Here is a 21,318-nt window from a genome sequence, read left to right as displayed (position 1 = left end):
TGTGTTTCGGCGTGCAAGTGGTGCCCACCTGACTCGGTGATCGGCGCCTAATCGGGGACCACCCCCGGGTCATCTTTGTTCGTTGGCTAATTGGGGCTGACGACGAGGCGGAGGATGACGACGGTGGAGACGATTGGACGGATCAGGCGTGCATATTTCGTGCAGCGGCAGTCGGTGCGGGAGATTGCGCGGCGGCTGCATGTTTCGAGGAAGACGGTCAGGAAGGCGATCGAGGCCGAGGACGGCAAGTTCAGCTACGATCGCACGGTTCAGCCGAAGCCCAAGCTCGGGCCCCACGTCACCGAGCTCGAGCGGTTACTGGCGGAGAACGAGCGCAAGCCCCGGCGCGAGCGGCTGACGCTGATCAGGTTGTTCGAGGCGTTGCGGGCGCAGGGATATGAAGGCGGCTACGATACGGTTCGCCGTCATGCCCGCCGCTGGCAGCGCGAGGAAGTGGGCCGCACGGCGACCGCTTTCGTGCCGCTGAGCTTCGAGCCCGGCGAGGCGTACCAGTTCGACTGGAGCCATGAGGTCGTGGTGCTGGCCGGCGTGACGACGACGGTGAAGGTCGCCCATATGCGGCTGTGCCATAGCCGGATGTTCTTCGTGCGAGCCTATCCCCGCGAGACGCAGGAGATGGTGTTCGACGCCCATGCGCGGGCGTTCGCCTTCTTCGGCGGCGTCTGCACGCGCGGGATTTACGACAACATGACCACCGCGGTGGATGCGGTGTTCCTGGGCAAGGAACGCAAGTTCAACCGCCGCTTCCTGCAGATGTGCAACCATTACCTGGTCGAACCAACCGCCTGCACGCCGGCGGCGGGGTGGGAGAAGGGCCAGGTCGAGAACCAGGTCGGCTTGGTGCGCGAACGCTTTTTCACCCCGCGGCTGCGCTTCGCCAGCTATGACGAGCTGAATGCCTGGCTGCTCGACCGCTGCCGGGAACACGCCAATGTCCATCGCCATCCCGAGCTGCGCGATCGCACCATCGCCGACGTGTTCGAGGACGAGAAGACGGCGTTGATGCGTATGCCGTTGGTCCCGTTCGACGGCTTCCACGCGGTCGCGGCCTCAGTCTCGAAGACGCTGCTCGTGCGGTTCGACTACAACAAGTACTCGGTGGCGGCGCGTGCGCTCGGGCGTCCGGTCGAAGTCCACGGTTATGCCGACCGCATCGTCATCCGCCAGGGCGACGATATCGTCGCCGAACACGATCGCCGCTTCGGTCGTGAGCAGACCGTCTATGATCCTTGGCACTACGTGCCGGTTCTGGCGAAGAAGCCAGGTGCGCTGAGGAATGGCGCGCCGTTCAAGCAACTGGCCCTGCCACCAGCACTGGAGCGCCTTCGTGGCAAGCTGAAGGGCAGCAACGATGGCGATCGGCAGATGGTCAAAATCCTGACAGCGGCCACGGTCGATGGCCTCGATGCACTCGAAGCGGCTGCCGCCGAAGCGTTGGCCCAAGGGGTCACCAGCGCCGATGTCGTACTCAATATTCTGGCCCGGTCCCGATCGGCGCCGATGGAGCCCAGCATCGCCACGCCCGAGCATCTGCAGCTCAAGATCGAGCCCATCGCCGATGCTGGCCGCTACGATCGCCTGCTGCCCGTGCGGAGGGCAGCATGATGATGGAGCGCCATGAGATCATCGGCCTCATGGCCGAGTTGAAGCTCGCCGGCATGCGTCATGCCTATGATGAGGTCATTGCCGACGCCCTCAAGCGCCGGCATCCCGTTCAGCACGTCGTTGGCGACCTGCTGAAGGCCGAGGTCGCCGAGAAGCACGCCCGTTCCATCAAGTACCAGATGGCCGCATCCAAGCTGCCGCTTGCCCGCGAACTCGACGGCTTCGAGTTTACCGGCACACCGATCAACGAAGGGCTGGTTCGCGACCTTGCCACTGGCGCCTTCCTCGCCAGCCAGCGCAATGTCGTCCTGGTCGGCGGCACGGGATCGGGAAAGACCCACCTCAGCATTGCCATCGCGCGCAACTGCATCCGCAGCGACGCCCGCGTCCGGTTCTACAATACCACCGACCTGGTGAACCTGCTCGAACTGGAGACCCACCAGGGCCGGGCCGGCAAGCTCGCCGAACATCTCTCGCGGCTCGACCTTCTGATCCTCGACGAACTGGGGTATCTGCCGTTCGCGCGCACCGGCGGCCAGTTGCTGTTCCACCTCATCAGCCGCCTCTATGAACGCACTTCGATCATCGTCACCACCAACCTCGCCTTCGGCGAATGGCCCACCGTCTTCGGTGACGCCAAGATGACCACCGCTCTGCTCGACCGGCTCACGCACCATTGCGATATCATCGAGACTGGCAACGACAGCTGGCGCTTCAAAAATCGAAGCTGAGCCCATCCACACGAAAAAGAAGACGATTTACGCCGTGGCGGGATGTCTCCGGGCTACGTCCTCCGCCATCCCGCCACGGCGTAAGCGCCCGTCAAACCCCGGTCCCCTATTGCACGCCGATCCCGGTCCCCGTTTGCGCGCCGATTGACAGACTAGGCGGATTCCCTGGAGATTGGACCTGCGAGGTCTCCTGTGACGGCGCGATCGGGTCGACCTGAACGCGAGGCGCAGACCGACCGAACTTGAAACGGGAAAATTGCGACCGGCGGATCGACGAAGGCGTAGAGGGTTGATGATGCCATGCTGGCGGCTGCTCTTATGGAAGGTGCCCGACGCGGTGGCGGTGACCCACGTTAATGGGTGCGCACCAGACAAATGCGCCCGTCCCGTCCAGCCTTTCGTTCGTCGAAGCGGGGGCAACAGGTTGTTTCCGCCCGAATGGATCAAGTTCGCCCGCAGATGGTTAAACCACTTCCCCACAAGGAGAACATCATGACCACCGATAGCACGATCTCCACGCTCAACGGCCTGATCAAAACGACCCTCGATAGCATGAAGGGCTATCAGGACGCTGCCAAGGATGCGCACAGCACCCAGTTCGCCACGATGTTCGCGGAGTTCGCCCGGGACCGTAGTGCGGCGGCGACCGACCTGCAGGCCGAAGTTCGCCGACTGGGCGGAACCCCGGAAGACGACAGCAGCTTTCTGGCTGCCGCTCACCGGACCTTCATGGATCTGAAGCAGGCAATTACCGGCAAGGACGACAAAGCGATCATTCAGGAAGTCGAGCGTGGTGAAGACCACATCAAGGCCAAGTTCGAAGACGCCTTGCGCGACGCAGACCTGGATCCGTCTTCACGTCCCGTAGTGGAAAAGGCTTTCGTTTCGGTCAAGGAAGGCCACGATAAAATGAGCGCGCTCAAGCACAGCATCGCATGATAACTTGAGGCCGCCTGCTTGCGGGCGGCCTCATGCCCTATCAACGACGATGCACAGTCTGCGTCTGCGTCGTTCATTGTTGAGGGCAAGTGAATGTATGGCCACGACGAAGAGCGACGCCGTGCACCCTGCCGGTTGGCGAGCGTCAGCATCCCCGCGCGGGCGATCCTTCGTCGGTTTCAGTTCAAGGCCCTGCGTCAGCATTTTTTGGCGCAAATGGCGGCTTGATCCCGGCACCTGTGTTGCGTGAAGCTGCCGGCCCTGAGACATGAGGAGCCAATGGTTCTCCAACTATGAGGTAGAATTGCGCCGGAAGGCGCAGCCAGTTAAGTTGCGCCTGCTTCGGCTCCCACAAACATCCCATACCATTGTCCGGTAATGGTGCGGATCATTAACATCTCCCTATCGTCTCCCTCGGGCTGAAGTCGATAGCGGTCGTGATCGGCATTGTTCCCCAGCCATTCCCGCGCCCAGGGCATCGCTGCAAACTTGCTATCGAGGTCGCCCTTCCTCACCGCGATGCTGCCGCTGTCCTCGCGAACCAACTTCCACTCCATTGCCGCAAACCTCCTTTCTCAGGCTGAATCGCGGGGTAAATTTCCGAAGCCAGATCAGGTTCCCGCCCGCTTGCTGACGCCTCGGCAGCGCAGTGCCCGCCCCTCTGCTTATTTTCTTGGTCGAAACACCTTGAAAGCCGCGTGACCAAAATTAGCTCAATGAAACCGGACGCCAAATCGGGTCCGGTTGGACATCGAGAGCGCCGGCTCTTGGTTACCGGCGCATCCCATGCCCAAATTGCTTCATTGGAGGATTTGGAAATGAGACCGACCTTTGATTTTACCCCCTATCGCCGATCGACGGTAGGCTTCGACCGACTGTTCAACCTGCTCGAAGCGGGGGCGCGCGAGGACGAGGGCTACCCGCCCTTCGACATCGAGCGGCTCGACGACGACAATTTTCGCATCACCGTCGCGGTCGTCGGCTTCAAGCCGGAGGATATCGAAATCGTCGCGCAGCAGAACCTGCTCACAGTGACCGGAAAGCATGTCGGTGACGCCAACAAGGGCGAATACCTGCATCGCGGTATCACGACCCGGGCTTTCGAGCGGCGCTTCCAGCTCGCCGATTTCATCGAGGTGGCAAAGGCGAACTTCGAGCACGGCCTCCTGACGATCGAACTGACGCGCGTCGTGCCTGAAGCCATGAAGCCGCGTCGGATCGAGATCGGGGGCAGGGCGTCCGGCACCAAGCGAGTGGGCGAGTTGAAGGAGCAGGCGAGCGAAGTGACCTGATCCTGGCGCGCATCAGCCTGCCGGCGCCGCCTCCGGCCACCCCGGTGCGCGGCGTTCGGCAGGTTCGGCCTTTCATCCAGCCAGAAAAGGAGATGTCACCTTGGCAATGCGTGACAACCCACGGAGATTGCAGAGGTATTTCGCCGATCGCGCGGATGCGTAATTGAGACGATCACCGGTTGCCCGTGTCAACCGCGCACGGCATGCTCCGGCACATGCTCGATCCCTTTGCTTCCGACAGCTTCATCGTACGCGCCGAGGTCCATATCCTGGAGATCGAGCCCAAGATCACCCGCACTCTCGAGCTGCCAATGGGTCTGAACTTCGCCGAACTGCATGAAGTGCTTCAGGCCGCCTTTGGCTGGACCGACAGCCATCTCCATCAGTTCAATGTCGGCGGCCTCATATTCGGCGCACCGGAGTTCGATCAGGACGGGCTGTTCGACAACCGGATTTTCGAAGCCACCCAGCTAAGGCTCATCGATTTCGCTTTTCCTTACGACCCCGATGGCCAGCCACTTACTATCGTCTATGAATACGACCTTGGGGACAACTGGCGTCACCTGCTCCGCCTCGAAAGGCTCCCACGCGAAGAGGGCGTCAACTATCCGCGATGCGTCGCCGGTGCACGCTCGGGTCCACCGGAAGACGTCGGCGGCACTGGGGGCTATGCAGACTTCCTGGACGCCTGGCTGGATCCCGATCACGAGGATCACAAGGCCATGCGTCGCTGGGCCGGTCGAAAATTCCATCCCGAGCAATGCAATCTGGACGCCATCAACAAAGCCATGCGCGTCGCACGCGGCAACTACAGGTTTCGCCAGGACAAGGCATGATAATCGGCGCCATCCGGACGCCGTGACTGTCGTTGCACATGCGATATCAATCGTATTCGGGCGCCCCGCGCCCCGATTGAACCGGACTGGGGCCATGGCGTTGCCATGCATCGAAAAGGCGGCGGAGAAATCGAGATGCCAGCTCGTTCCCCAGACGTGCCTGCGGCCCCCGGAACGGGTCGTGTGTCGACATTGTCTCTGATTGCAATACTTCAACCGGTGCAAGGCCGCTCAGGACGGGGCTGCCTTGACGCGGCGCCTGGGCTGCGTACAGCGTGGAGCAAGGGGGCCGGCGCGGAACGCGACCTCGTTACCCGTCGCGGCCCCTTGCAGTCCAAGCGCATTTCACTGACCGGGGGTCGGGAGGTTCTCGTCGTGCAACACAAGAGCCTGCGCTTTGGGCTCAGAGCCGCCCGGCGTGGTCGCCAATCCTCTGCATGAGCTCGCTAAATTCAGGCTGTCCACGGTAATAGAGTGCCCGCGTCGACCGGTAGGCGCGCTCGAACAATGCGCGCGTATCGGCATCGCTCAGATGGAAGGCGGGGTTTTCGGCAATGTTCCTGTTGTCGGCAACGGGGAACCGGGTGTTCTTGTGCGCGATGTAGTCTGTCGAGCCGATGAATGCCTGAACCTCAGGGTCGCCCAGCAGGCAATATACGTCGTAATAGTGGCGCAGGAAGTTTTGCGGCATGCTGCTGTCGGCGGCATGCTTGCGGAACTTTGTCGAGATTGTCTGCAGCTTCTCGACCAGCGTATAGCCGGGGAGGTAGCAGGCCACGTCAATCGCGCGATTGTCGACGAGGCCCGGCAGCCCGGCTGCGGCGGCGCGATCATAGGCCCACGAGCTGATCAGGCACGGCCGGTTCGGCGCTACCTGATCGAAACCGGCCTCGAGCAGGATGCCTGCCTTGATTCCTTCGGGAAGGGCATGGGTGCTGGGGTAATGGAGCCGGATGCCGGCGCTGCGCATGCGGACATCGTCGAATGCGGTGTCACGTTCAGCACCTTCAAAGCCAGGGATGCGCAAGTGCCCGGGCAAGCCGTCGTAGAAGCTGCGGCGGGCATCGACATGGGCAGCCTTGTTCTGGTTCCTGCCCATCGGGAGGTCGCCGCTCGGATGAATGAGGATGTCGATATCTTCGGAGAAGCGATGGATCAGGCCGTATCCCTTGGATAGCGAGGTTCCGCCCTTGAGCTCGAATGTGAAGCCGAGCTGCTGCAGGCCCCACAGGCCATGCATGACCCAGTAGTCCTTCTCGTCAAGACCGGGATCAATCGCCTCGTCACGCGCGACGACGGCAAGCAGATCGGCAAAGTCAGGGCTGTCATGCAGTAGCATCGCCTTCGGTCGCTACGCTGTCTGAAGGATGTGCGCGAGCAACCGCTCGGCACGCGCCGAGCCGAAGTCCTTCACCGCGCGTGCAAGCAGGCTGCGATCCATTTCGCCGGCCTTTGCGAGTGCTCTTGGAAGGACCGTCTCCTTGTCCTCGGGCAACCGGTCGAGGTTGTGCAGGAGGTCGACGAGCAGCACTTCGCGGGACAGTCGCCTGGGTACGCCGGAGCGCATGCGAAAATCATACATGCGCCCGTCGAGCTTGAACCGGCCGTGGCGCTTTCGGTTGTAGACCACCGGTTCATTGTGAAGCTGCGTCGTTCCGACGCCGAGGCTGTTGAACGCACTTGGCGAGACCAGCAAAAATCGATCGTCTCCCAGGAAGGTCTCGACGAGCTTTTCCGTTTTCGCAGGCGCCGCGCCAAACCGGGTCCGGCGCGGCGTCATATAGACCCCTGCCGAGACTTTCTCGAGGCGCCCTTCGTCGACCAGTTGACGCAGATGACGATCGACCGCGTTGGACCAGCGCGCAAGATCCTTGCGGCGGTAAACCTGGCCAGGGCGCAAGTGGCGCTTGAGTTGGGTGAGAGCTGACATGGCGTGTTTCCTGAGGAAAAAATAATGCGATGTCCCCAGAATTGCAATAATTGTCATTGAGAATTCATGCAACGAAGCTATCTGTGAAAGGCGAGATAACGGTGCGCCCGTCGATCTTGCTCGGCATGGCAATGGCCGACGGCCAGCGCCAAGGCCGGATCGAACGGGTTTGCCCATAGCCGTTTGCGCAAAAGGGTTCGGCTGCCATGGCCTTGCCGGCGATGGCGGACCACTCCGGCGCCGGAGTGGCCCGTCTGCTCAAAATACTCGCGGCCTGCGGCGGGGCGCCAGCGTTGCGCGCGGCTCCGGGCTCCTCGAGCCTGTGTGTCTGTCTGTCTGTCTGTCTGGCGCCCCGCCATCGCCTCAGCCTTCGATCTTTTAGCCGATCCGGCATCAATGCTCCGTTGCCGCGAGAAGTCGCGGCGGAAGCAGGGCGCATTGATGAAGATTGGTCGATGCGCTAGCTGCTGGCGACTTTCAGCGCATCCAGCGTCTGCGGTGTGATGGTGCCGGTTACGGTAAGGCCATGGGCGGTCTGGAACTTGCGCAGAGCCTTGCGCATCATCGGTCCGACATGGCCGTCGATCGTGCCGCGATAGTCGCCGTGCCCGAGTAACCCAATCTGGACGCGCTGCACCATGGCCTTGAACCGCTCGGTGCGGCCTTCCATCGTCAGGGACGAGCCCGCGCGGGGCGGCGAGGCGCGATCCGGTCCGGCGGAACTTGGCATGTTCAGGAGAGAATTGGGGCGCACCGTCGAGGAGGGGGCGTCATAGCCGGTGGCATCCTTCGGGGGCGTGTAGACGGGGCTCGATATTGGAGGCGAATAAACCGGTGCATCGTAGCCGCCGCTGCTGGACCTGTGGCTCGTGTGACTGGTGTGGCTGTAATGGCCCCCGCTTCCCGAGCGATGAGAGCTATGGCTGCGGTGGCTGCTGTGGCTTCGATGATCCGCGAAGTGCATCGGATGGTCCTGCCTGAAAATCTGCAGAAGCCTGGCATTGTTGGGATCGTCGACAGGCGTCGATGTCGCATCGGTAAGCGATGCCTGGAGCGGGCTCGGCTTGAACAGACCGGCAGCAAGAAGGCTGGGGATCAGGAATTTCTTCGGAATCATAAAGGCGTGACCCTCACGCCGGCCTGCTCATCAGGATGCCACTCGAAAAAGCCGCTGCACAAGTCGCGTTCGCGGCAATCCCGGCAGGGCGGCGGATACTTGCGTTTCCAGTCAGAAATCGAGGCGGGAGCCAGCGCCCAATACGCCCGCGGTACGGTGCACCTGGGGAAGTTGAACAAGCGGATGGCGATGCCATGCAGCAGGGACGTGTCGATGGCCCGGGATATGGGGGTGAAATCCGCAGCATGGTCGACGAAGAGATCGGACCACCGGTTCTTCGCAAAGCCGATGTTTTCCAGCTGCATCACCGACCAGCTTTCCACAAACCGAAGCCGGGCGGCTACATAGTGCGAGAGTGCAGGCAGGTCGTGCAGATTGGTCGAGGTCAGCACTGTGCGCAGTTCGATACGGGCGCCTGCCTGCATCAGGGCCGAGAAGCTATCATGCAGGCGATCGAAGGCGCCCTGCTTCCCGACGATGAAATCGTGCGTCGCCGGCACGTGGGAATAGAGCGGGATGCCCCAGCTCACACGGCGATAGAGGGGCGCGCGCAATCTCGGCACGTCCGCCAGGTCGAAATGCTGCCCGTTCGTGAGGACATGAAACTCCAGGTCGGCGCGCTCGGTCAACACGGCCTCGATCAGATCGAGCAGGCGCGGCTTGTACAGGGTCGGTTCGCCCCCGGTAATGCCGATGACGCTGCCCGGCTCCGCCAGCATGCAGGCTTTCTCGAAGTGATCGAACCGGTCGATGTGCGTCTTCTTGGGCGGCTGCGAGCACATCACGCACAGCTGGTCGCAGCGTTCGGTCACAAGCAGGGTGTTGTGCGCCGATCCGCTGCGCAAAAGCCGTTCGGCGCGCCCGGCCCCCGGATCGACCAGCAGGACATCGCCGCTCAGCTGATGGCCCGCAAAGCCGTCGATCGAGATCAGCCCCTCCCGGCCCGCGAAGAGGGTGCCGCCATCGTCATCCTCGACAAATAGCGCGTCTGCCTCGCCAGTATGATCGGTCTCGCCAATGTGATCGTTTGGGCCAGTGTGGTCGTTTGGACGCAACCGCAGTCTGGTCACGAAAGGCGTTGCCGGCTCGGCGGCGATCTGAAGCGACAGCGGGATCATGAAATCCGGACGCCCAGCTGCTCAGGGATGGCGGGCAGGCGAAGCCACATCGCCAGGGAATAGCGCACCGCCGGATCCTGCGAGTAGATGGGCTCGAATACGAAATCGAAAATGTGCAGATGCTTGCGGCAAAATTCAGTCTCGGTTCGCTCGATGTCGACGCGGCCATATCGGGCAAGGTCATCGATGAGGTCCCGGCCGCAAAACGGCTGGTAGGCGCAAACCGTGCAGCTCGGGTCGAACTGGTTCGTGGAGGCTTCGTTGAGGGCGAGGCGCTCCGGCGTGTTCCAGCCCGTCTGGACATCGCCGATGGAAAGATCGATTACCCCGGAACGTGCCAGCATGCGGGCCTCGTCGGTCGGATAGACGGTGCCGTCATAGTCGATGACGACATAGTCGACCCCGACCGGGTTGGGATTCCTCAAATCGACATGGCGGTCGGCACCAGGCTGAAAGACACGCCTGAGGCAGATGCTGAAATAGGATTCCTCGAGCACGCTGGACTTGTCCAGCCAGTTGCGCTCGATGATCCGGCGCACGAAACGCTCATAGTAGCTGCGCCAGCCCTCGTCCTGCTCCCGGGACTGCTTGTGACGTTTGCGCGCGAACCCCTGGAAGTTGATCGGGCGCAGGAAAATGCTGGTCAGTCCGAACGCACTAAAGGTGTCGATGATCTCGTCGATGTCCGCCGGCGCGCGGGGGTCGAGCGTTGGCAGCGCCGATATCTTGCCGGGTCCGTACCGTGCCGTCAGCGACGAAAGATTGTCGAGAAAAGCATCGGTCAGCGGGCCGGTGCGCTGCATCCGATGCATGGCGATGCTGCCGTCGAGCGAGGTGCTGATATAGACGTCGTCGCGATCGAAAATCGACAGCACATCCGCAGACAGGTTCTGAAGATTGGTGCAGATGACGAACTGCTTGTGGGCAAAGCGCTCGCAGCGCTCGATGATCGTGCGCAGCAGATCGGGGCGAAGCGTGGGCTCGCCGCCCTGGAACTCGATCTTTATGCTGTCGGTCGCAAGCTCGTCGATGCTCCTCAGAACACCGCCAAGGGTTTCGTCACTCCAGTCGAAGCCGCGCTGGTTCACGCCGGCGCGCGAAACCTGGCAGTAGCTGCAATCCAGATTGCAGCGAAGCGTCGGGACGAGGATCAGATAATCAAGCGAGTTCGCGCCGCCGAGCCTTTCTGCAATTCCGTAGGCATGACTGTGCAGGGAGAAATCATCGTCCGGATCAATGATGTTTCCTTGCAGCCGCAGTTCGTCTGTTTCTGCCTGGGACAGGGCGTCGTCATGCAGGCGCTGCGCAAATGCGTCCGACGCCAGGAAGAACCGGCCCGTATCGTTCACGAACAGGCTGCCTTCATCCAGGGCGCGAACCTTCATCGGCTGCGCTGTTCTGCACGAGACCGTCATCGCAGGAGGCGGTTCCAGACTTCGGTGCGAAGAGCGCTGCTGTTCGCGGACAGGCGGGCTGTAAGCGTCGCGGCCACAAAGGTTCTGCGCAGCTTTTGCTCGTTGACGGTTTCACTGGCCAGTATCAGCGCGCCGTCATGCATGTGCGCCTGCAGTTCCGGATGAAACCGGGCAATGATCGATTGAACGACCGGCAGAGCCGTCGTGTCGTCCGCGTGCGGTCGGCACAATACGCTATTCATCAGATTGCCCCCTGTTACTGCCGGACTATTAGAAAATTCCCGGTGGGGTGCAAGTGCCAAGACACAGATGTCGGACGTGGCACTTGCATCCGATGGCGGCAAGGCCGATAGCAACCATCCAGTGGGGCTGAAGAGATCCAGGATGTCAGGGGCAAGTACATCGAACCCGAAAGGCGGCCTGTCGGGCTGGGTTATTGTCGCAGTCGTCGGCGCGGCGTTGTTCGTGATTGCCCAATGCTCCGGCACCCCCAAAAGCGATCAGCAGGTGGCGGCCGCCAGTTTCACCTCGGAAACCAGCAAGGCCATCGCGAGCGTCGCCCCCGCGGCTGTCGAGCCTCTCGAAATGACCAGCGTTCGAGCAGCGGCGAAGGATTTCAAGGCCGTGTACGGGGCACAGCAATTGCCCGGTGCGATGATTTTCAGCCAGAACTGTTTCGAGGGTCTGGCCCATGAATTTTCGTGGTCGCGCCTCGACGAGTGCGGTGCCTTCGACGCCATCGCGGTGGGGCGGCTCGATGCCGAAGCGGACACGACATCAAGCGAGTACACCTACTTCGATCAGGAAATCGCCGCCGGTCGTTATCTTGCCGCCGTCTCAAGTGCCGGCGAAAGCGCCGATAATTCCGATCTGCGCCTCGAAGATCTGCACGCAAAAGTCGCAGTAGCCGCGCCCGCACCCACACCGGCAGCCATGCCCGACCAAGGGACTGAGCCAGCCCCGGCCGACGCCGCCGAGGAAGGCTGGGAAGCGAGCGCGTGAAAGGGCGGCGGCCTGCTTTGCCGCCGTTTCATGTTTGCCGTTAGTGCTGTGCTGTCTTCCATGAGGCAGTGATCGGGGCGGGGCAGGGCGCTGATCCGGTCCGATGAAAGGCCCCGCCTCGCGCAGCTGCCGCCCTGTGAAAGCAGCGGCGGAGCGCTCGGACGGGCCGGGGTGGTGCGGGCGGCTCGAGGGCTGGCTGTCACGCTTTCGCTCGCTGCCGCCGGAGGGAGGGATTGAGGCCGAACCCTTCCGCCCAGTCACGGGCCTCGTCCCAGGACTGCTTTGGAAGATAGCCGATGATCGGTACCCAGGCGGCGAGTAATCCGATGGCAAGGCCAATGGCCTTGCGCGTGATGCCGCCGTTATCGGCGATATCGCGCACGGCCCGAGCTGCCCAAAACAGCGGGCTGCCCACTTGTAGCCATGGTGGATATCGGCGTTCGGCAGGGGCGTGGATCCGATCGAAGGGCATGACAGAGGGGCGGATGCCCGCAGGCGGGCACCGGGCTCTATCTCCGCTTCGCTGCGACCAGGCCCCCTTGCGGGGTCTTGGCGGCTGACGCCGTAACGATCCCTTCCGCAGGGCTGCTGGGAGGCGCAGGCTCCTTGCCGGGGCGTCAGCGCACGCGGCGTGATCGGCGCCATGGAGGCTTCGCCTGGGGAATCGCGCTGACGCGCGATGCGGATCGTGGAGCCAGCAGACACGCCATCACCCCCTTCGCCGCCTCTCAGGATCCGCGCGTTGCAGAACCGGTTTCGGACACAACGAGTTGCGTCGGGGCCAGGCTGCGCTAGGTGAAAAGGGGCCGGCGGCTTTTGTCTGTTGTCCGCAGAAGCGCCGGCCCCTTTTCGCCAAGCTTCGCTAGGCCCCTCCCGTGCCTGTTGTGTCCAAGAGCCCGCTCCTGCGCCTTCGGACCTGCGAGGGCGGCTCCGGGTGCGATGGCGTGTCAGCCGGTTCGCGCTCCCTTTCCATTCAAGCAGGACCGGCCGCAGGCGGCCGGTGCGCCTTCGTCGTCTGCGGGCCGCTGGTGGGGCCGGTGGATGCTCGGGCTCACCAGGCACGATGGGTTTTCTGTCAAGAAATCAATGACATGGAGGTTGTGAAGAGGAGGGGGTAGAATAAGGGCGTGGCCGGGAAAGAGAAGCGGCCACGCTCCAAGAGAAAGGATCAAGTCATGAAGATCGGTTCATTCAAGTTCGACGAACGCGCCAGTGACATCATCGGCAAGATCGCCACGCGCGAGCTGCGTTTTCCCTATCTTATCATGCGCCGCGTCGAGGATCGGCAAAGCGAAACCGCCCCCGTCTACGAGATTTACGAGACAAACCGCGCGGGTGACGAAATCCAGGTCGGCGTCGTCTGGGAACGCAAGATGCGCGCCAATGACGAGGTGTTCCTGTCCGGCATGATCGACGATCCCAGCTTCCAGGTACCGCTTTCCATCGCCTTGTTCGGGGACGAAACCAACGGCTTCGACGTCCAATGGCGGCGCGAGCGGGAGCGCGACGGGCAAGGCGCGGGCTTTGGCGGGCGCGGCAATGGCGGGCGTGCGGGCGCAGGGTTTGGCGGACGCACCGGGGGCGGTTTCTCCGGTGGCAGCACCGCAGGACCGGACGGCGGCTATACCGGCGGCACCCGCAGCCTCGACGACGAAATCCCCTTCTAGCCGTCAGACGAAGGCGGGTCCGGGGGAGCGCTGGAACGCTTCCCCGGACCCTTGACCGTCACTCGTCATCAGGAGCCCTCCCATGAACAAGCCGACAGCCCTCCCGGGCGTTAGCAGTTTTGCCGACCTGCCGGAACTCTATGCCACGTTCACCACGACGCCCGAGTTTATCGCCTCGTTCGGCGATCCGCTCCCGCTGTCCATCGTCGAGCCTGACGGTGACCCGAACAGCGAGGACCTCGCCAAGGCGCTGGTCGCCGACTGGACGAGGTTGAGCTCCGAGCAGCGCGCGAAGACCAACATCCTCGTCCTGGAGAACGCGACCCGTCTCATCGTCAACACACGGATTCGTGAGGCGCTGAAAACGGAGGGCGCGCTGGCGGCTGAGGAAGCTCGGCTGTCGATCCTGTCCACGTCGGGCATGACGGACCAGGAGAAGCACTTCGCGCGCTTCTACTCCCGAGGCCAGGTTGTCGTGTTCTCCCGCGACAATGTCGGCCTCGGCGTCGCCCGAGATGCCGAATACAAGGTAATCGGGATCGAGCGTGACGCGCGCGGTTGCCAGACGGTCAATCTGGTCGACGAGCATGGCAGGACCATCCAGTGGGACCCCCGGCTTGGCCGTGCCTCTCAAATCAACGTCTTCAAGGAGGAGCAGCGGGACCTCGCCGCTGGGGACCGTATTCAATGGCGCTTGGTCAACAAGGAGCTTGGCCTCAAGAACGCCGAGCGCGGCACGGTGGAACGCCTCGACGGCCCGGTCGCAACAATCCGATGGGATCGCGCTGGGCGAAGCCAGGAGATCGACCTGTCTCAGCACAAAACCTGGGACCACGGCTACGGCGAAACCGTCTACTCTTCCCAATCCAAGACCTACGATCACGTCTATGTCCTGGCGCCCGTCAACTCGCCACTCGTCACCGGCCAAAACTACTATACTGCGATCACGCGGGCCCGCTTCGGGGCGCGGCTCTGGACGGAGGATCGGGAGCGACTTGTTGATCGGCTCAGGACCCGATCCGGCGAAAAGACATCCTCGCTTCAGGGATTGGGCCGCATCGAGCGGGACAGCGTCAAAGGGCGAACAGCAAAACATGGAAAGCGTTGGGACCGACTTCGCGAGGCGCAACGCGCTCAGCGGGACGCACGAAAAGATCAGTTTCTAGCCGAGCAGGCGGAGCGGTCAGCACCTCCCAGAGATAGCCTTGCGCGCTATTTTGCCGATCGTGCTCAGGCCGCCGCAAGATCTCTGGACCATTGGCTCTCCAGCCTGCTTGAACGCGCCCGCGGCGGCGTCGATCGAGTAGGCGACGGCCGAGACGCTGGTCGTGTGCAGGCTCCATCGACACCCCTGCCACAACGAGCCGCATCAGACGGGGCGGAGCATGGAGGCGGTCATGACCGCTAACCGCCTGCAGTTCGCGTGGCTGGTGCTGATGGCGATCCTCGCTCTGGCTTTCCAACCGGCCAGGGCGGAAGTTAGATCGTCGCCCAAGCATGAAGCTCATCTCGCCGTGTGTATTCGAAATGCTGCCGGCGGTCGCGCTTGGCTCGAAAAGACCCTGTGGGGGCTGCGGGATCAGGAGGGTGGCTGGATTGGTGCGGAGGTCCAGAACGGCAACGGCAGCCACGACCTTGGCCCACTGCAGGTCAACAGCTTCTGGGTGCCGAAGCTCTCAAAGCTGACGGGACGCCCGCCGACGGAGGTTCGCAGGTGGCTGATAAACGATGCGTGCTTTAATGTGCAGGCGGCGCGGTGGATCTTTTTGTCCGGGCTCCGAGTAACCCAGGACTACTGGGAAGCTGTAGGTGTATATCATAGCCCCACACGCGAGAGGCAGCTTCGATACCGGAAAAGTGTAGCGCACCGCCTGGTTTCCAGATTTGGCAGAGCGGTGTTCCCACCTGGAAGTCACCTAATCGAATTGAAACCGACGAAGCGAACTAGATGAGGCGTTCCGACCGGACGCGTGGGGCGCGTAATGGCCCCCCTTGGCCGATAGGCGAATTTCGCGTTAGGAGCGTAGGTACAGAGACAACTGCCGTTCACGCAGCGTCGCCTGCCGACCAAAGCCGTTCCGTGGGGACTTCGCAAACGACCGATTTGGAAGAAACCGGCTATTATGGTTGAGCGCATCGCGGATCGAACACCGGCATAGCCGCTCTCCGACAGATGATGTGCCGCCGCGTTGCCATTAAGCTTCAGATGTTGGTGGATGTTGCCTGGCATGCTCAAGCTCATGGCGAACCCTATCGGGGCGATTGTGGAGTGCGCTTATCAAGCGCTGCTCGATTAACGCAATCTATTGCCAATTTTAGCGACGCGCCCACCGGCGATAATGGATCTACTGGCGCCTCTGCGCTTTTCATCCTCCGTGTTTTGCAGAAAGCATGGAGGCGGCATGGTAAAGTGGGTAGAGTGCAAGCCGTTCGGAAGCCCTGAGGGAACTACAATACTGGTGAACCTAGACCAGGTTGTCAGCCTTAGCGGTAATGACCGGTCGACAGTAGTGCGATATGCTGGCCATCCGGACAGCGAGTTCGTCGTAGAGGGCTCACCTCGCGACCTTCTATTAAAGCAAGTTGCCGTTCCCGATGCCTGAGAGTCGGGCAGTCCGACGTGGCAGCCGATAAAGGCGTTAGGATACGCTCAGCAGTTTCTATCTCGGCAGGTTTGCTTGGTGCTGCGCTGACTGGAATCGTGAGGGATGAGATTTGCCACGCCAACCCAGTGGGTTGACCCGAGCATCTTGCAGCAATTCGAATTGACCGGATCGGCCTGTTTTCTGCTGCGTGACGATTGCCCGCGTTCGGATCTACCCTCCGTTAACAGGGTTGCCGGTCGCATGCCACGCTTTGGACTCTCCCCTTTGTCAGGACCCAGTATATTGCTGTTTGAATGCCTGCCGCAGTCGGGAGCGCCGCATCTGGTGCCACGCTCCCGATTTCTTCAAGATCAGTAGTCCATCGCCGGCATCGGCGCAGCCTTATCCTCCTTCGGCACCTCGGCGATTAACGCCTCGGTGGTGATGAGGAGCGATGCAACGGATGCCGCGTCCTGCAGGGCCGTTCGCACCACCTTTGCCGGATCGATGACACCCGCCTCGACGAGGTCCTGATACTCAGCGGTGGCCGCATTGAAGCCCCAATTATAGTCGGAGCTTTCGAGCAGCTTGCCGACGATATAGGCGCCATCCTCGCCGGCATTCTCGGCGATCTGCCGTGCCGGCGCGCGCAGCGCCCGGCGGATGATGTCGATGCCGGACTGCTGGTCGTCATTGGCAGCTTTAAGCCCATCGAGCGCCTTGATCGCACGGAGCAGTGCGATGCCGCCCCCCGGCAGGATGCCTTCCTCCACCGCGGCGCGCGTCGCATGGAGCGCGTCGTCGACACGGTCTTTCTTCTCCTTTACCTCGACCTCGGTCGCGCCGCCGACGCGGATCACTGCGACACCGCCGGCGAGCTTCGCCACGCGCTCCTGCATCTTCTCGCGGTCATAATCGGACGTGGTGGTCTCGATCTGCTGGCGCAGCTGCGCGACGCGACCATCGATATCGTCCTTCTGGCCTACACCGTCGATGATTGTCGTGTTGTCCTTGTCGATCGTCACCTTCTTGGCGCGGCCCAGCATGTTGATAGTGACATTCTCGAGCTTGATGCCGAGATCCTCGGAAACAACGTTGCCGCCCGTCAGGATGGCGATATCCTCGAGCATCGCCTTGCGGCGATCGCCGAAGCCCGGCGCCTTTACCGCCGCTATCTTGAGCCCGCCGCGCAGCTTGTTGACGACGAGCGTCGCGAGCGCCTCGCCCTCGACGTCCTCGGCGATGATCAGCAGCGGCCGACCGGACTGGACGACCTTCTCGAGCAGGGGCACGAGCGCCTGAAGGTTAGAAAGCTTCTTCTCGTGGATCAGGATGTAGGGATCGTCGAGCTCGACCTTGAGCTTTTCGGCATTGGTGATGAAGTAGGGCGACAGATAGCCACGGTCGAACTGCATGCCCTCGACCGTCTCGAGCTCGGTCTCAAGACTCTTGGCCTCCTCGACCGTGATCACGCCCTCGTTGCCGACCTTCTCCATCGCCTCGGCGAGGATGCGACCGACCTCCCCGTCGCCGTTGGCCGAGATGGTGGCAACCTGCGCGATCTCGCTGTTGGCGCCGACCTTTTTGGCGTGGTTTTTGAGATCCTTGACGACCGCGCCCACCGCGAGATCGATGCCGCGCTTGACATCCATCGGGTTCATGCCGGCGGCGACAGCCTTCGAGCCCTCACGCACGATCGCCTGGGCGAGTACGGTGGCGGTTGTAGTGCCGTCGCCCGCCTTGTCGTTCTGCTTGTTCGCCACCTCGCGCAGCATCTGCGCGCCCATATTCTCGAACTTGTCGGCAAGCTCGATTTCCTTGGCGACGGTGACGCCGTCCTTGGTGATGCGGGGCGCCCCGAACGACTTATCGATGACGACATTGCGGCCCTTGGGACCGAGCGTCACCTTCACGGCGTTGGCCAGCGTATCGACGCCGCGCAGCATACGGTCGCGCGCGTCCGACGCAAACTTCACTTCCTTGGCAGCCATCGCTGCTACTCCTTTCTCTTTCCTTCCTGAATGTTCGAGGGATAAGGACGACCGATCAGGCCGCCTGCTTGAGAGGCACGACGTTGTCGATCACGCCAAGGATGTCGCTCTCCTTCATGATGAGAAGGTCCTCGCCGTCGATCTTGACCTCGGTGCCCGACCATTTGCCGAACAGGATGCGATCCCCGGCTTTGACAGAGAGCTCGACCAACTGGCCGCTGTCGTCGCGGGTGCCGGGTCCGACGGCGACGACTTCGCCTTCCTGCGGCTTTTCTTTGGCAGTGTCAGGGATGATGATGCCGCCCGAGGTCTTCTCCTCGGTTTCGATGCGACGGACGACCACACGGTCGTGCAAGGGGCGGAAATGCATGGCAAAACCTCCAGATGCAAAACAGGTTGTGATGTCCCTGCCGTTCATCTGAACGACAGGTTCGCGTGAACTAGGAAATGAGATTTTTTGGGTCAAGAGGGCGAACGGAATTTTTTGGCACTCATCTCCTCCGAGTGCCAGACCGGCCATTCTGAGCGATGACATCATCCCTCTTGACGCGACTCGGATCAGGTCCAAAATCTTGAGCCGCGTGCGGCACTGCGCGCATGAGAAAGGAGCGACACAAGGAAAGGAGCCACGGCCATGTCGCAGCCATTTTCCCATTTCTTGCACCCCTTCGACGTTGCGCACCATCCGAGCCTTGAGCCGGAAGTCAAACGCGCCATTCTCGCATCCTGGGCGTCCGATCGCTCCGCGGTGAAGGACCAGCCGGCGATGCGAAAGCCGCCCGGCGCCAAGCGCGCCGTTCCGATCGATGAGGTCTTCGCCGCCATGCGATCGCTCGATGAGCAGCGGACTGACGGCCGACCGCTGCAATGAGTGATCGCGACTTCATCGCGCAGCTGGAGGGCTACAGTCTCACCACCGCCGAAATCCATTATTACCGGCCCGATGCGCCGTCGCTTCTCCAGCTGTTCATATGGCAGGAATATGATCTTGCGCCCGACTTCCCTATGCTGTTCGATTTCCTCGACCATTGGCGACGCGAGATCGAGGCTGCGCTCCATTCGGTCCGGATCGCCCATGGCCGGCTGATCGGACCTACCGAATGGCGCGCGGTCGATGGCATAATCCCGCTCCCATGATAGGCGGTCATGGCGAGCGCTGGCGCCGGCGAGGCGGACGGACGGTCCGCCTCACCCTTGCCTTCGACGACATCATGGGATTTGCGCTCGCGCTGCTGTCAGTGCCGCCTGATGAGCTTGAGACGCTGGGCTGGACCTTTGCCGACCGCAAGCGGCTCCTCGATCATTTCCTGCGTTCCGGCAAGGCAGCGCAGCGCATCCCGCGCGATGCGTTGGGGCAGAGCCTGATAAAGCTGCGGCTGCCGCGACGGGACCTCGCGCCGCTTCAACGCTTCGCCCGCCGCGAACTGCCCAAGGCCGCTTCCAACGCCGCGATGCTCGATCGAGTTTTTCGGGTATTGGACGAGGCCGCATAGCGGCGGATTCCACCGGTCAGGAACGGCGCGGTCGCGAGACCGTCGAAAACGAACTGGACAGCGAGGCCGGCGAGAAGCACGCCGGAGATGCGGCCCATGACGAACACGGCGGCCGATAGGCTTCCGGTAGCGCGCTCGACGCGCATGGCACAGCGCGATTATCGTTGGCGAATGGCCCGGAACCGAAGTCCCGGGCCAGATCGTCAGGCCGCCTTGCCATTGACGGGGATGCGGCGGACATTTTCGTTCGCCGCATCCGTCTTCGGCAGGGTGACCGTCAGCACGCCGTTCCGGAAGGTTGCGGCGGCGTGGTCACGGTCGATGCCCTGGGGCAGTCCGATACGGCGTTCAAAGCGGCCGTAGCTGCGCTCGGTATAGCCACGATCCTTGTCTTCGACTTCGGAGCGCTTCTCGCCGCGAAGCGTCAGCGCCCCGTCTTCGACGGTAATTTCGACGTCCTTCTCGTCGAGACCCGGCAGTTCCGCTGTGACGCGGATCTCCCTGTCGGTCTCGCCGAGCTCGACATGGGGCCAGCCGGCAGCGCGGTCGAAGCCGGCCAGTGGGGGCACACCGAAGCCTCGGAAGACGTCGTCGAACAGCCGGTTCATCTCGCGGTGGAGCGAGAGCAATGGGTGAGTATCATTGTCGCGGCCGCGCTCGGCGCTGACCGGGACGGGGAGCCGGTTTTCCTGCCGGCTCCAGGGAATGAGATCACGAAAAGCCATGATGGTCATCTCCTTTTCTGGCTGGAAGAGGCACGGCCTGCCGGCCCGCTTGAAACGGCGCCGGCAGACCTATTGAACCGGGATCAGGCCGCTTCGCGGACCTCATCCCTGGGCGCCTCGATCTGATCCGGGGCAGCTTTGCTACCGTTGATCTCGATCCGGCGCGGCTTCATTGCCTCGGGGACAACGCGCTTGAGCGCGATGCTCAGTAGGCCGTTCTCGAAACGGGCATCCCCGGCTTCCACGAAGTCGGCAAGCTGGAAGCGCCGCTCGAATGCGCGTGTGGCAATGCCGCGATGCAGATACTCGCCCTGATCGTTGTCTTCGGCACGCTTACCGGTGACCGTGAGCAGGTTCTGCTGAGCCACCACCTCGATCTCCTCGGGGCGGAAGCCAGCAACCGCCAGCGTAATGCGATAGCTGTCGTCACCTTCTTTCACAATGTCGAAGGGCGGATAGCCATCTTCATCGCGTGCGCCTGCCTCGAGCAGGTTGAACAAGCGGTCGAAGCCGACCGTCGAACGCCGATAAGGCGTAAAGTCGAATGCAGTTCTCATTTCCAAATCCTCCAAAGAAGCGATCTGGACATGAGTTGCGCCAGTACAGGAGAGCTGGCGCCCTCGATGTCCACCGGACCCGAACAGCGGCGCCCGGCAAGTGAGACTTAGGAAGGGAATTTTTGCAGTTCAAGACCTCCCTCCGCGCAAATGACGTAAGCGCCGACGGAACCTTTCAATTACCCACAAGTGGTCCGACGCCAGATTCCACTGGTCGCAGCGGTATTGCTGCGACGGAATCGGCTATGATTCATGTTCTCGCACAGGATCGCTTTGGCGGGGTGCACGATGGTG

At 62.2% G+C, this 21,318-nt stretch carries 24 protein-coding genes; 12 read left to right on the top strand and 12 right to left on the bottom strand.

Annotated elements, in window-relative coordinates; translation table 11 throughout:
• Window positions 1-114 precede the first annotated feature (114 nt).
• The 3 genes from istA (at window position 115) to A8V01_RS22115 (ending at window position 3,296) form a co-directional block, all read left to right on the top strand.
• Window positions 115-1,626: an IS21 family transposase gene (istA, locus tag A8V01_RS22125; RefSeq protein WP_103098435.1), complete on the top strand. Its 1,512-nt coding sequence runs from the start codon at window positions 115-117 to the stop codon at window positions 1,624-1,626.
• Window positions 1,626-2,357 carry an IS21-like element helper ATPase IstB gene (istB, locus tag A8V01_RS22120; protein ID WP_281256525.1) on the top strand — a complete coding sequence of 244 codons (732 nt, stop codon included), beginning with the start codon at window positions 1,626-1,628 and terminating at the stop codon, window positions 2,355-2,357. Before istA ends, istB begins: the two co-directional genes overlap by 1 nt.
• A gap of 438 nt (window positions 2,358-2,795) precedes the next feature.
• Window positions 2,796-3,296, top strand: coding sequence for a ferritin-like domain-containing protein (locus tag A8V01_RS22115; RefSeq protein WP_245892770.1), 501 nt, complete (start codon window positions 2,796-2,798; stop codon window positions 3,294-3,296).
• Between the two features lie 326 nt (window positions 3,297-3,622).
• Here A8V01_RS22115 and A8V01_RS22110 read toward each other — a convergent pair whose 3' ends face one another.
• The gene (locus A8V01_RS22110) at window positions 3,623-3,853 is read right to left on the bottom strand and encodes a hypothetical protein (RefSeq protein WP_103098434.1); all 231 of its coding nucleotides are present in this window, start codon (window positions 3,851-3,853) and stop codon (window positions 3,623-3,625) included.
• A gap of 261 nt (window positions 3,854-4,114) precedes the next feature.
• On the opposite strand from A8V01_RS22110, the gene A8V01_RS22105 reads away from it, so the two are divergent.
• Together A8V01_RS22105 and A8V01_RS22100 are read left to right on the top strand one after the other, a co-directional pair.
• Window positions 4,115-4,588 (top strand): Hsp20 family protein, encoded by a 474-nt coding sequence (locus A8V01_RS22105; protein WP_103098433.1) that lies wholly within the window; start codon window positions 4,115-4,117, stop codon window positions 4,586-4,588.
• A gap of 215 nt (window positions 4,589-4,803) precedes the next feature.
• Complete coding sequence (locus A8V01_RS22100) at window positions 4,804-5,424, top strand: plasmid pRiA4b ORF-3 family protein (RefSeq protein ID WP_211295112.1); 621 nt, start codon at window positions 4,804-4,806, stop codon at window positions 5,422-5,424.
• A gap of 403 nt (window positions 5,425-5,827) precedes the next feature.
• On the opposite strand, the gene A8V01_RS22095 is transcribed toward A8V01_RS22100, so the two are convergent.
• The 6 genes from A8V01_RS22095 to A8V01_RS22070 form a co-directional block, all read right to left on the bottom strand.
• Entirely contained in the window at window positions 5,828-6,763 is a 936-nt protein-coding gene (locus A8V01_RS22095; protein ID WP_103098432.1) for a nucleotidyl transferase AbiEii/AbiGii toxin family protein, read from the bottom strand.
• 12 nt (window positions 6,764-6,775) lie between these two features.
• Window positions 6,776-7,411 (bottom strand): hypothetical protein, encoded by a 636-nt coding sequence (locus A8V01_RS22090; RefSeq protein ID WP_245892769.1) that lies wholly within the window; start codon window positions 7,409-7,411, stop codon window positions 6,776-6,778.
• Between the two features lie 403 nt (window positions 7,412-7,814).
• Window positions 7,815-8,471: a peptidoglycan-binding protein gene (locus A8V01_RS22085; RefSeq protein ID WP_103098430.1), complete on the bottom strand. Its 657-nt coding sequence runs from the start codon at window positions 8,469-8,471 to the stop codon at window positions 7,815-7,817.
• Window positions 8,468-9,589 carry a His-Xaa-Ser system radical SAM maturase HxsC gene (gene hxsC / locus A8V01_RS22080; RefSeq protein WP_103098429.1) on the bottom strand — a complete coding sequence of 374 codons (1,122 nt, stop codon included), beginning with the start codon at window positions 9,587-9,589 and terminating at the stop codon, window positions 8,468-8,470. The genes A8V01_RS22085 and hxsC overlap by 4 nt, the downstream gene beginning before the upstream one ends.
• Window positions 9,586-10,974 (bottom strand): His-Xaa-Ser system radical SAM maturase HxsB, encoded by a 1,389-nt coding sequence (gene hxsB, locus A8V01_RS22075; protein ID WP_245892768.1) that lies wholly within the window; start codon window positions 10,972-10,974, stop codon window positions 9,586-9,588. The genes hxsC and hxsB overlap by 4 nt, the downstream gene beginning before the upstream one ends.
• Window positions 10,975-11,000: 26 nt before the next feature.
• On the bottom strand, window positions 11,001-11,246 hold the full coding sequence (locus tag A8V01_RS22070; RefSeq protein WP_103098427.1) for a hypothetical protein: 246 nt from the start codon (window positions 11,244-11,246) through the stop codon (window positions 11,001-11,003).
• A gap of 76 nt (window positions 11,247-11,322) precedes the next feature.
• On the opposite strand from A8V01_RS22070, the gene A8V01_RS22065 reads away from it, so the two are divergent.
• Window positions 11,323-12,006, top strand: coding sequence for a hypothetical protein (locus A8V01_RS22065; RefSeq protein ID WP_146037350.1), 684 nt, complete (start codon window positions 11,323-11,325; stop codon window positions 12,004-12,006).
• 199 nt (window positions 12,007-12,205) lie between these two features.
• Here A8V01_RS22065 and A8V01_RS22060 read toward each other — a convergent pair whose 3' ends face one another.
• A complete protein-coding gene (locus tag A8V01_RS22060) occupies window positions 12,206-12,388 on the bottom strand; it encodes a hypothetical protein (RefSeq protein ID WP_103098425.1) in 183 nt (60 codons plus the stop codon).
• A gap of 793 nt (window positions 12,389-13,181) precedes the next feature.
• On the opposite strand from A8V01_RS22060, the gene A8V01_RS22055 reads away from it, so the two are divergent.
• From A8V01_RS22055 to A8V01_RS22045, 3 genes are all read left to right on the top strand, one after another.
• Window positions 13,182-13,673 carry a DUF736 domain-containing protein gene (locus A8V01_RS22055; protein ID WP_103098424.1) on the top strand — a complete coding sequence of 164 codons (492 nt, stop codon included), beginning with the start codon at window positions 13,182-13,184 and terminating at the stop codon, window positions 13,671-13,673.
• Window positions 13,674-13,755: 82 nt separating this feature from the next.
• A complete protein-coding gene (locus A8V01_RS22050; RefSeq protein WP_170066029.1) occupies window positions 13,756-15,081 on the top strand; it encodes a hypothetical protein in 1,326 nt (441 codons plus the stop codon).
• On the top strand, window positions 15,071-15,625 hold the full coding sequence (locus A8V01_RS22045; RefSeq protein WP_245892767.1) for a lytic transglycosylase domain-containing protein: 555 nt from the start codon (window positions 15,071-15,073) through the stop codon (window positions 15,623-15,625). Before A8V01_RS22050 ends, A8V01_RS22045 begins: the two co-directional genes overlap by 11 nt.
• Window positions 15,626-16,629: 1,004 nt before the next feature.
• On the opposite strand, the gene groL is transcribed toward A8V01_RS22045, so the two are convergent.
• Both groL and groES read right to left on the bottom strand, forming a co-directional pair.
• Window positions 16,630-18,249 carry a chaperonin GroEL gene (groL, locus tag A8V01_RS22035; protein ID WP_103098422.1) on the bottom strand — a complete coding sequence of 540 codons (1,620 nt, stop codon included), beginning with the start codon at window positions 18,247-18,249 and terminating at the stop codon, window positions 16,630-16,632.
• Window positions 18,250-18,304: 55 nt separating this feature from the next.
• Window positions 18,305-18,619, bottom strand: coding sequence for a co-chaperone GroES (gene groES / locus A8V01_RS22030; RefSeq protein ID WP_103098437.1), 315 nt, complete (start codon window positions 18,617-18,619; stop codon window positions 18,305-18,307).
• Window positions 18,620-18,883: 264 nt separating this feature from the next.
• Between groES and A8V01_RS22025 the strand changes: the two genes are divergently transcribed.
• From A8V01_RS22025 to A8V01_RS22015, 3 genes are read left to right on the top strand one after another with little or no spacing between them, the layout of a single operon-like run.
• A complete protein-coding gene (locus tag A8V01_RS22025; RefSeq protein ID WP_103098421.1) occupies window positions 18,884-19,120 on the top strand; it encodes a hypothetical protein in 237 nt (78 codons plus the stop codon).
• Window positions 19,117-19,386, top strand: coding sequence for an usg protein (locus tag A8V01_RS22020; RefSeq protein WP_103098420.1), 270 nt, complete (start codon window positions 19,117-19,119; stop codon window positions 19,384-19,386). The genes A8V01_RS22025 and A8V01_RS22020 overlap by 4 nt, the downstream gene beginning before the upstream one ends.
• Window positions 19,350-19,742 (top strand): hypothetical protein, encoded by a 393-nt coding sequence (locus tag A8V01_RS22015; RefSeq protein WP_245892766.1) that lies wholly within the window; start codon window positions 19,350-19,352, stop codon window positions 19,740-19,742. The genes A8V01_RS22020 and A8V01_RS22015 overlap by 37 nt, the downstream gene beginning before the upstream one ends.
• Before the next feature lie 203 nt (window positions 19,743-19,945).
• Here the strand turns inward: A8V01_RS22015 and A8V01_RS22005 are convergent, their stop codons facing one another.
• Together A8V01_RS22005 and A8V01_RS22000 are read right to left on the bottom strand one after the other, a co-directional pair.
• On the bottom strand, window positions 19,946-20,467 hold the full coding sequence (locus A8V01_RS22005) for an Hsp20/alpha crystallin family protein (protein ID WP_103098436.1): 522 nt from the start codon (window positions 20,465-20,467) through the stop codon (window positions 19,946-19,948).
• 83 nt (window positions 20,468-20,550) lie between these two features.
• Entirely contained in the window at window positions 20,551-21,024 is a 474-nt protein-coding gene (locus A8V01_RS22000; RefSeq protein ID WP_103098417.1) for an Hsp20 family protein, read from the bottom strand.
• Window positions 21,025-21,318: the final 294 nt, after the last annotated feature.

The sequence above is a fragment of the Novosphingobium guangzhouense genome (assembly GCF_002896965.1).
Taxonomy (GTDB): domain Bacteria; phylum Pseudomonadota; class Alphaproteobacteria; order Sphingomonadales; family Sphingomonadaceae; genus Novosphingobium; species Novosphingobium guangzhouense.
The sequence above is the reverse complement of the archived record's forward strand: the minus strand, read 5'-3'. Positions and strand labels throughout refer to the sequence as shown.

Excerpts from the sequence above, each read along its gene's own strand:
- istA (WP_103098435.1), top strand. The coding sequence starts at position 115 with ATGACGACGGTGGAGACGATTGGACGGATCAGGCGTGCATATTTCGTG.
- istB (WP_281256525.1), top strand. The coding sequence starts at position 1,626 with ATGATGGAGCGCCATGAGATCATCGGCCTCATGGCCGAGTTGAAGCTC.
- A8V01_RS22115 (WP_245892770.1), top strand. The coding sequence starts at position 2,796 with ATGGATCAAGTTCGCCCGCAGATGGTTAAACCACTTCCCCACAAGGAG.
- A8V01_RS22110 (WP_103098434.1), bottom strand. The coding sequence starts at position 3,853 with ATGGAGTGGAAGTTGGTTCGCGAGGACAGCGGCAGCATCGCGGTGAGG.
- A8V01_RS22105 (WP_103098433.1), top strand. The coding sequence starts at position 4,115 with ATGAGACCGACCTTTGATTTTACCCCCTATCGCCGATCGACGGTAGGC.
- A8V01_RS22100 (WP_211295112.1), top strand. The coding sequence starts at position 4,804 with ATGCTCGATCCCTTTGCTTCCGACAGCTTCATCGTACGCGCCGAGGTC.
- A8V01_RS22095 (WP_103098432.1), bottom strand. The coding sequence starts at position 6,763 with ATGCTACTGCATGACAGCCCTGACTTTGCCGATCTGCTTGCCGTCGTC.
- A8V01_RS22090 (WP_245892769.1), bottom strand. The coding sequence starts at position 7,411 with ATGACAATTATTGCAATTCTGGGGACATCGCATTATTTTTTCCTCAGG.
- A8V01_RS22085 (WP_103098430.1), bottom strand. The coding sequence starts at position 8,471 with ATGATTCCGAAGAAATTCCTGATCCCCAGCCTTCTTGCTGCCGGTCTG.
- hxsC (WP_103098429.1), bottom strand. The coding sequence starts at position 9,589 with ATGATCCCGCTGTCGCTTCAGATCGCCGCCGAGCCGGCAACGCCTTTC.
- hxsB (WP_245892768.1), bottom strand. The coding sequence starts at position 10,974 with ATGAAGGTTCGCGCCCTGGATGAAGGCAGCCTGTTCGTGAACGATACG.
- A8V01_RS22070 (WP_103098427.1), bottom strand. The coding sequence starts at position 11,246 with ATGAATAGCGTATTGTGCCGACCGCACGCGGACGACACGACGGCTCTG.
- A8V01_RS22055 (WP_103098424.1), top strand. The coding sequence starts at position 13,182 with ATGAAGATCGGTTCATTCAAGTTCGACGAACGCGCCAGTGACATCATC.
- A8V01_RS22050 (WP_170066029.1), top strand. The coding sequence starts at position 13,756 with ATGAACAAGCCGACAGCCCTCCCGGGCGTTAGCAGTTTTGCCGACCTG.
- A8V01_RS22045 (WP_245892767.1), top strand. The coding sequence starts at position 15,071 with ATGACCGCTAACCGCCTGCAGTTCGCGTGGCTGGTGCTGATGGCGATC.
- groL (WP_103098422.1), bottom strand. The coding sequence starts at position 18,249 with ATGGCTGCCAAGGAAGTGAAGTTTGCGTCGGACGCGCGCGACCGTATG.
- groES (WP_103098437.1), bottom strand. The coding sequence starts at position 18,619 with ATGCATTTCCGCCCCTTGCACGACCGTGTGGTCGTCCGTCGCATCGAA.
- A8V01_RS22025 (WP_103098421.1), top strand. The coding sequence starts at position 18,884 with ATGTCGCAGCCATTTTCCCATTTCTTGCACCCCTTCGACGTTGCGCAC.
- A8V01_RS22020 (WP_103098420.1), top strand. The coding sequence starts at position 19,117 with ATGAGTGATCGCGACTTCATCGCGCAGCTGGAGGGCTACAGTCTCACC.
- A8V01_RS22015 (WP_245892766.1), top strand. The coding sequence starts at position 19,350 with ATGGCGCGCGGTCGATGGCATAATCCCGCTCCCATGATAGGCGGTCAT.
- A8V01_RS22005 (WP_103098436.1), bottom strand. The coding sequence starts at position 20,467 with ATGGCTTTTCGTGATCTCATTCCCTGGAGCCGGCAGGAAAACCGGCTC.
- A8V01_RS22000 (WP_103098417.1), bottom strand. The coding sequence starts at position 21,024 with ATGAGAACTGCATTCGACTTTACGCCTTATCGGCGTTCGACGGTCGGC.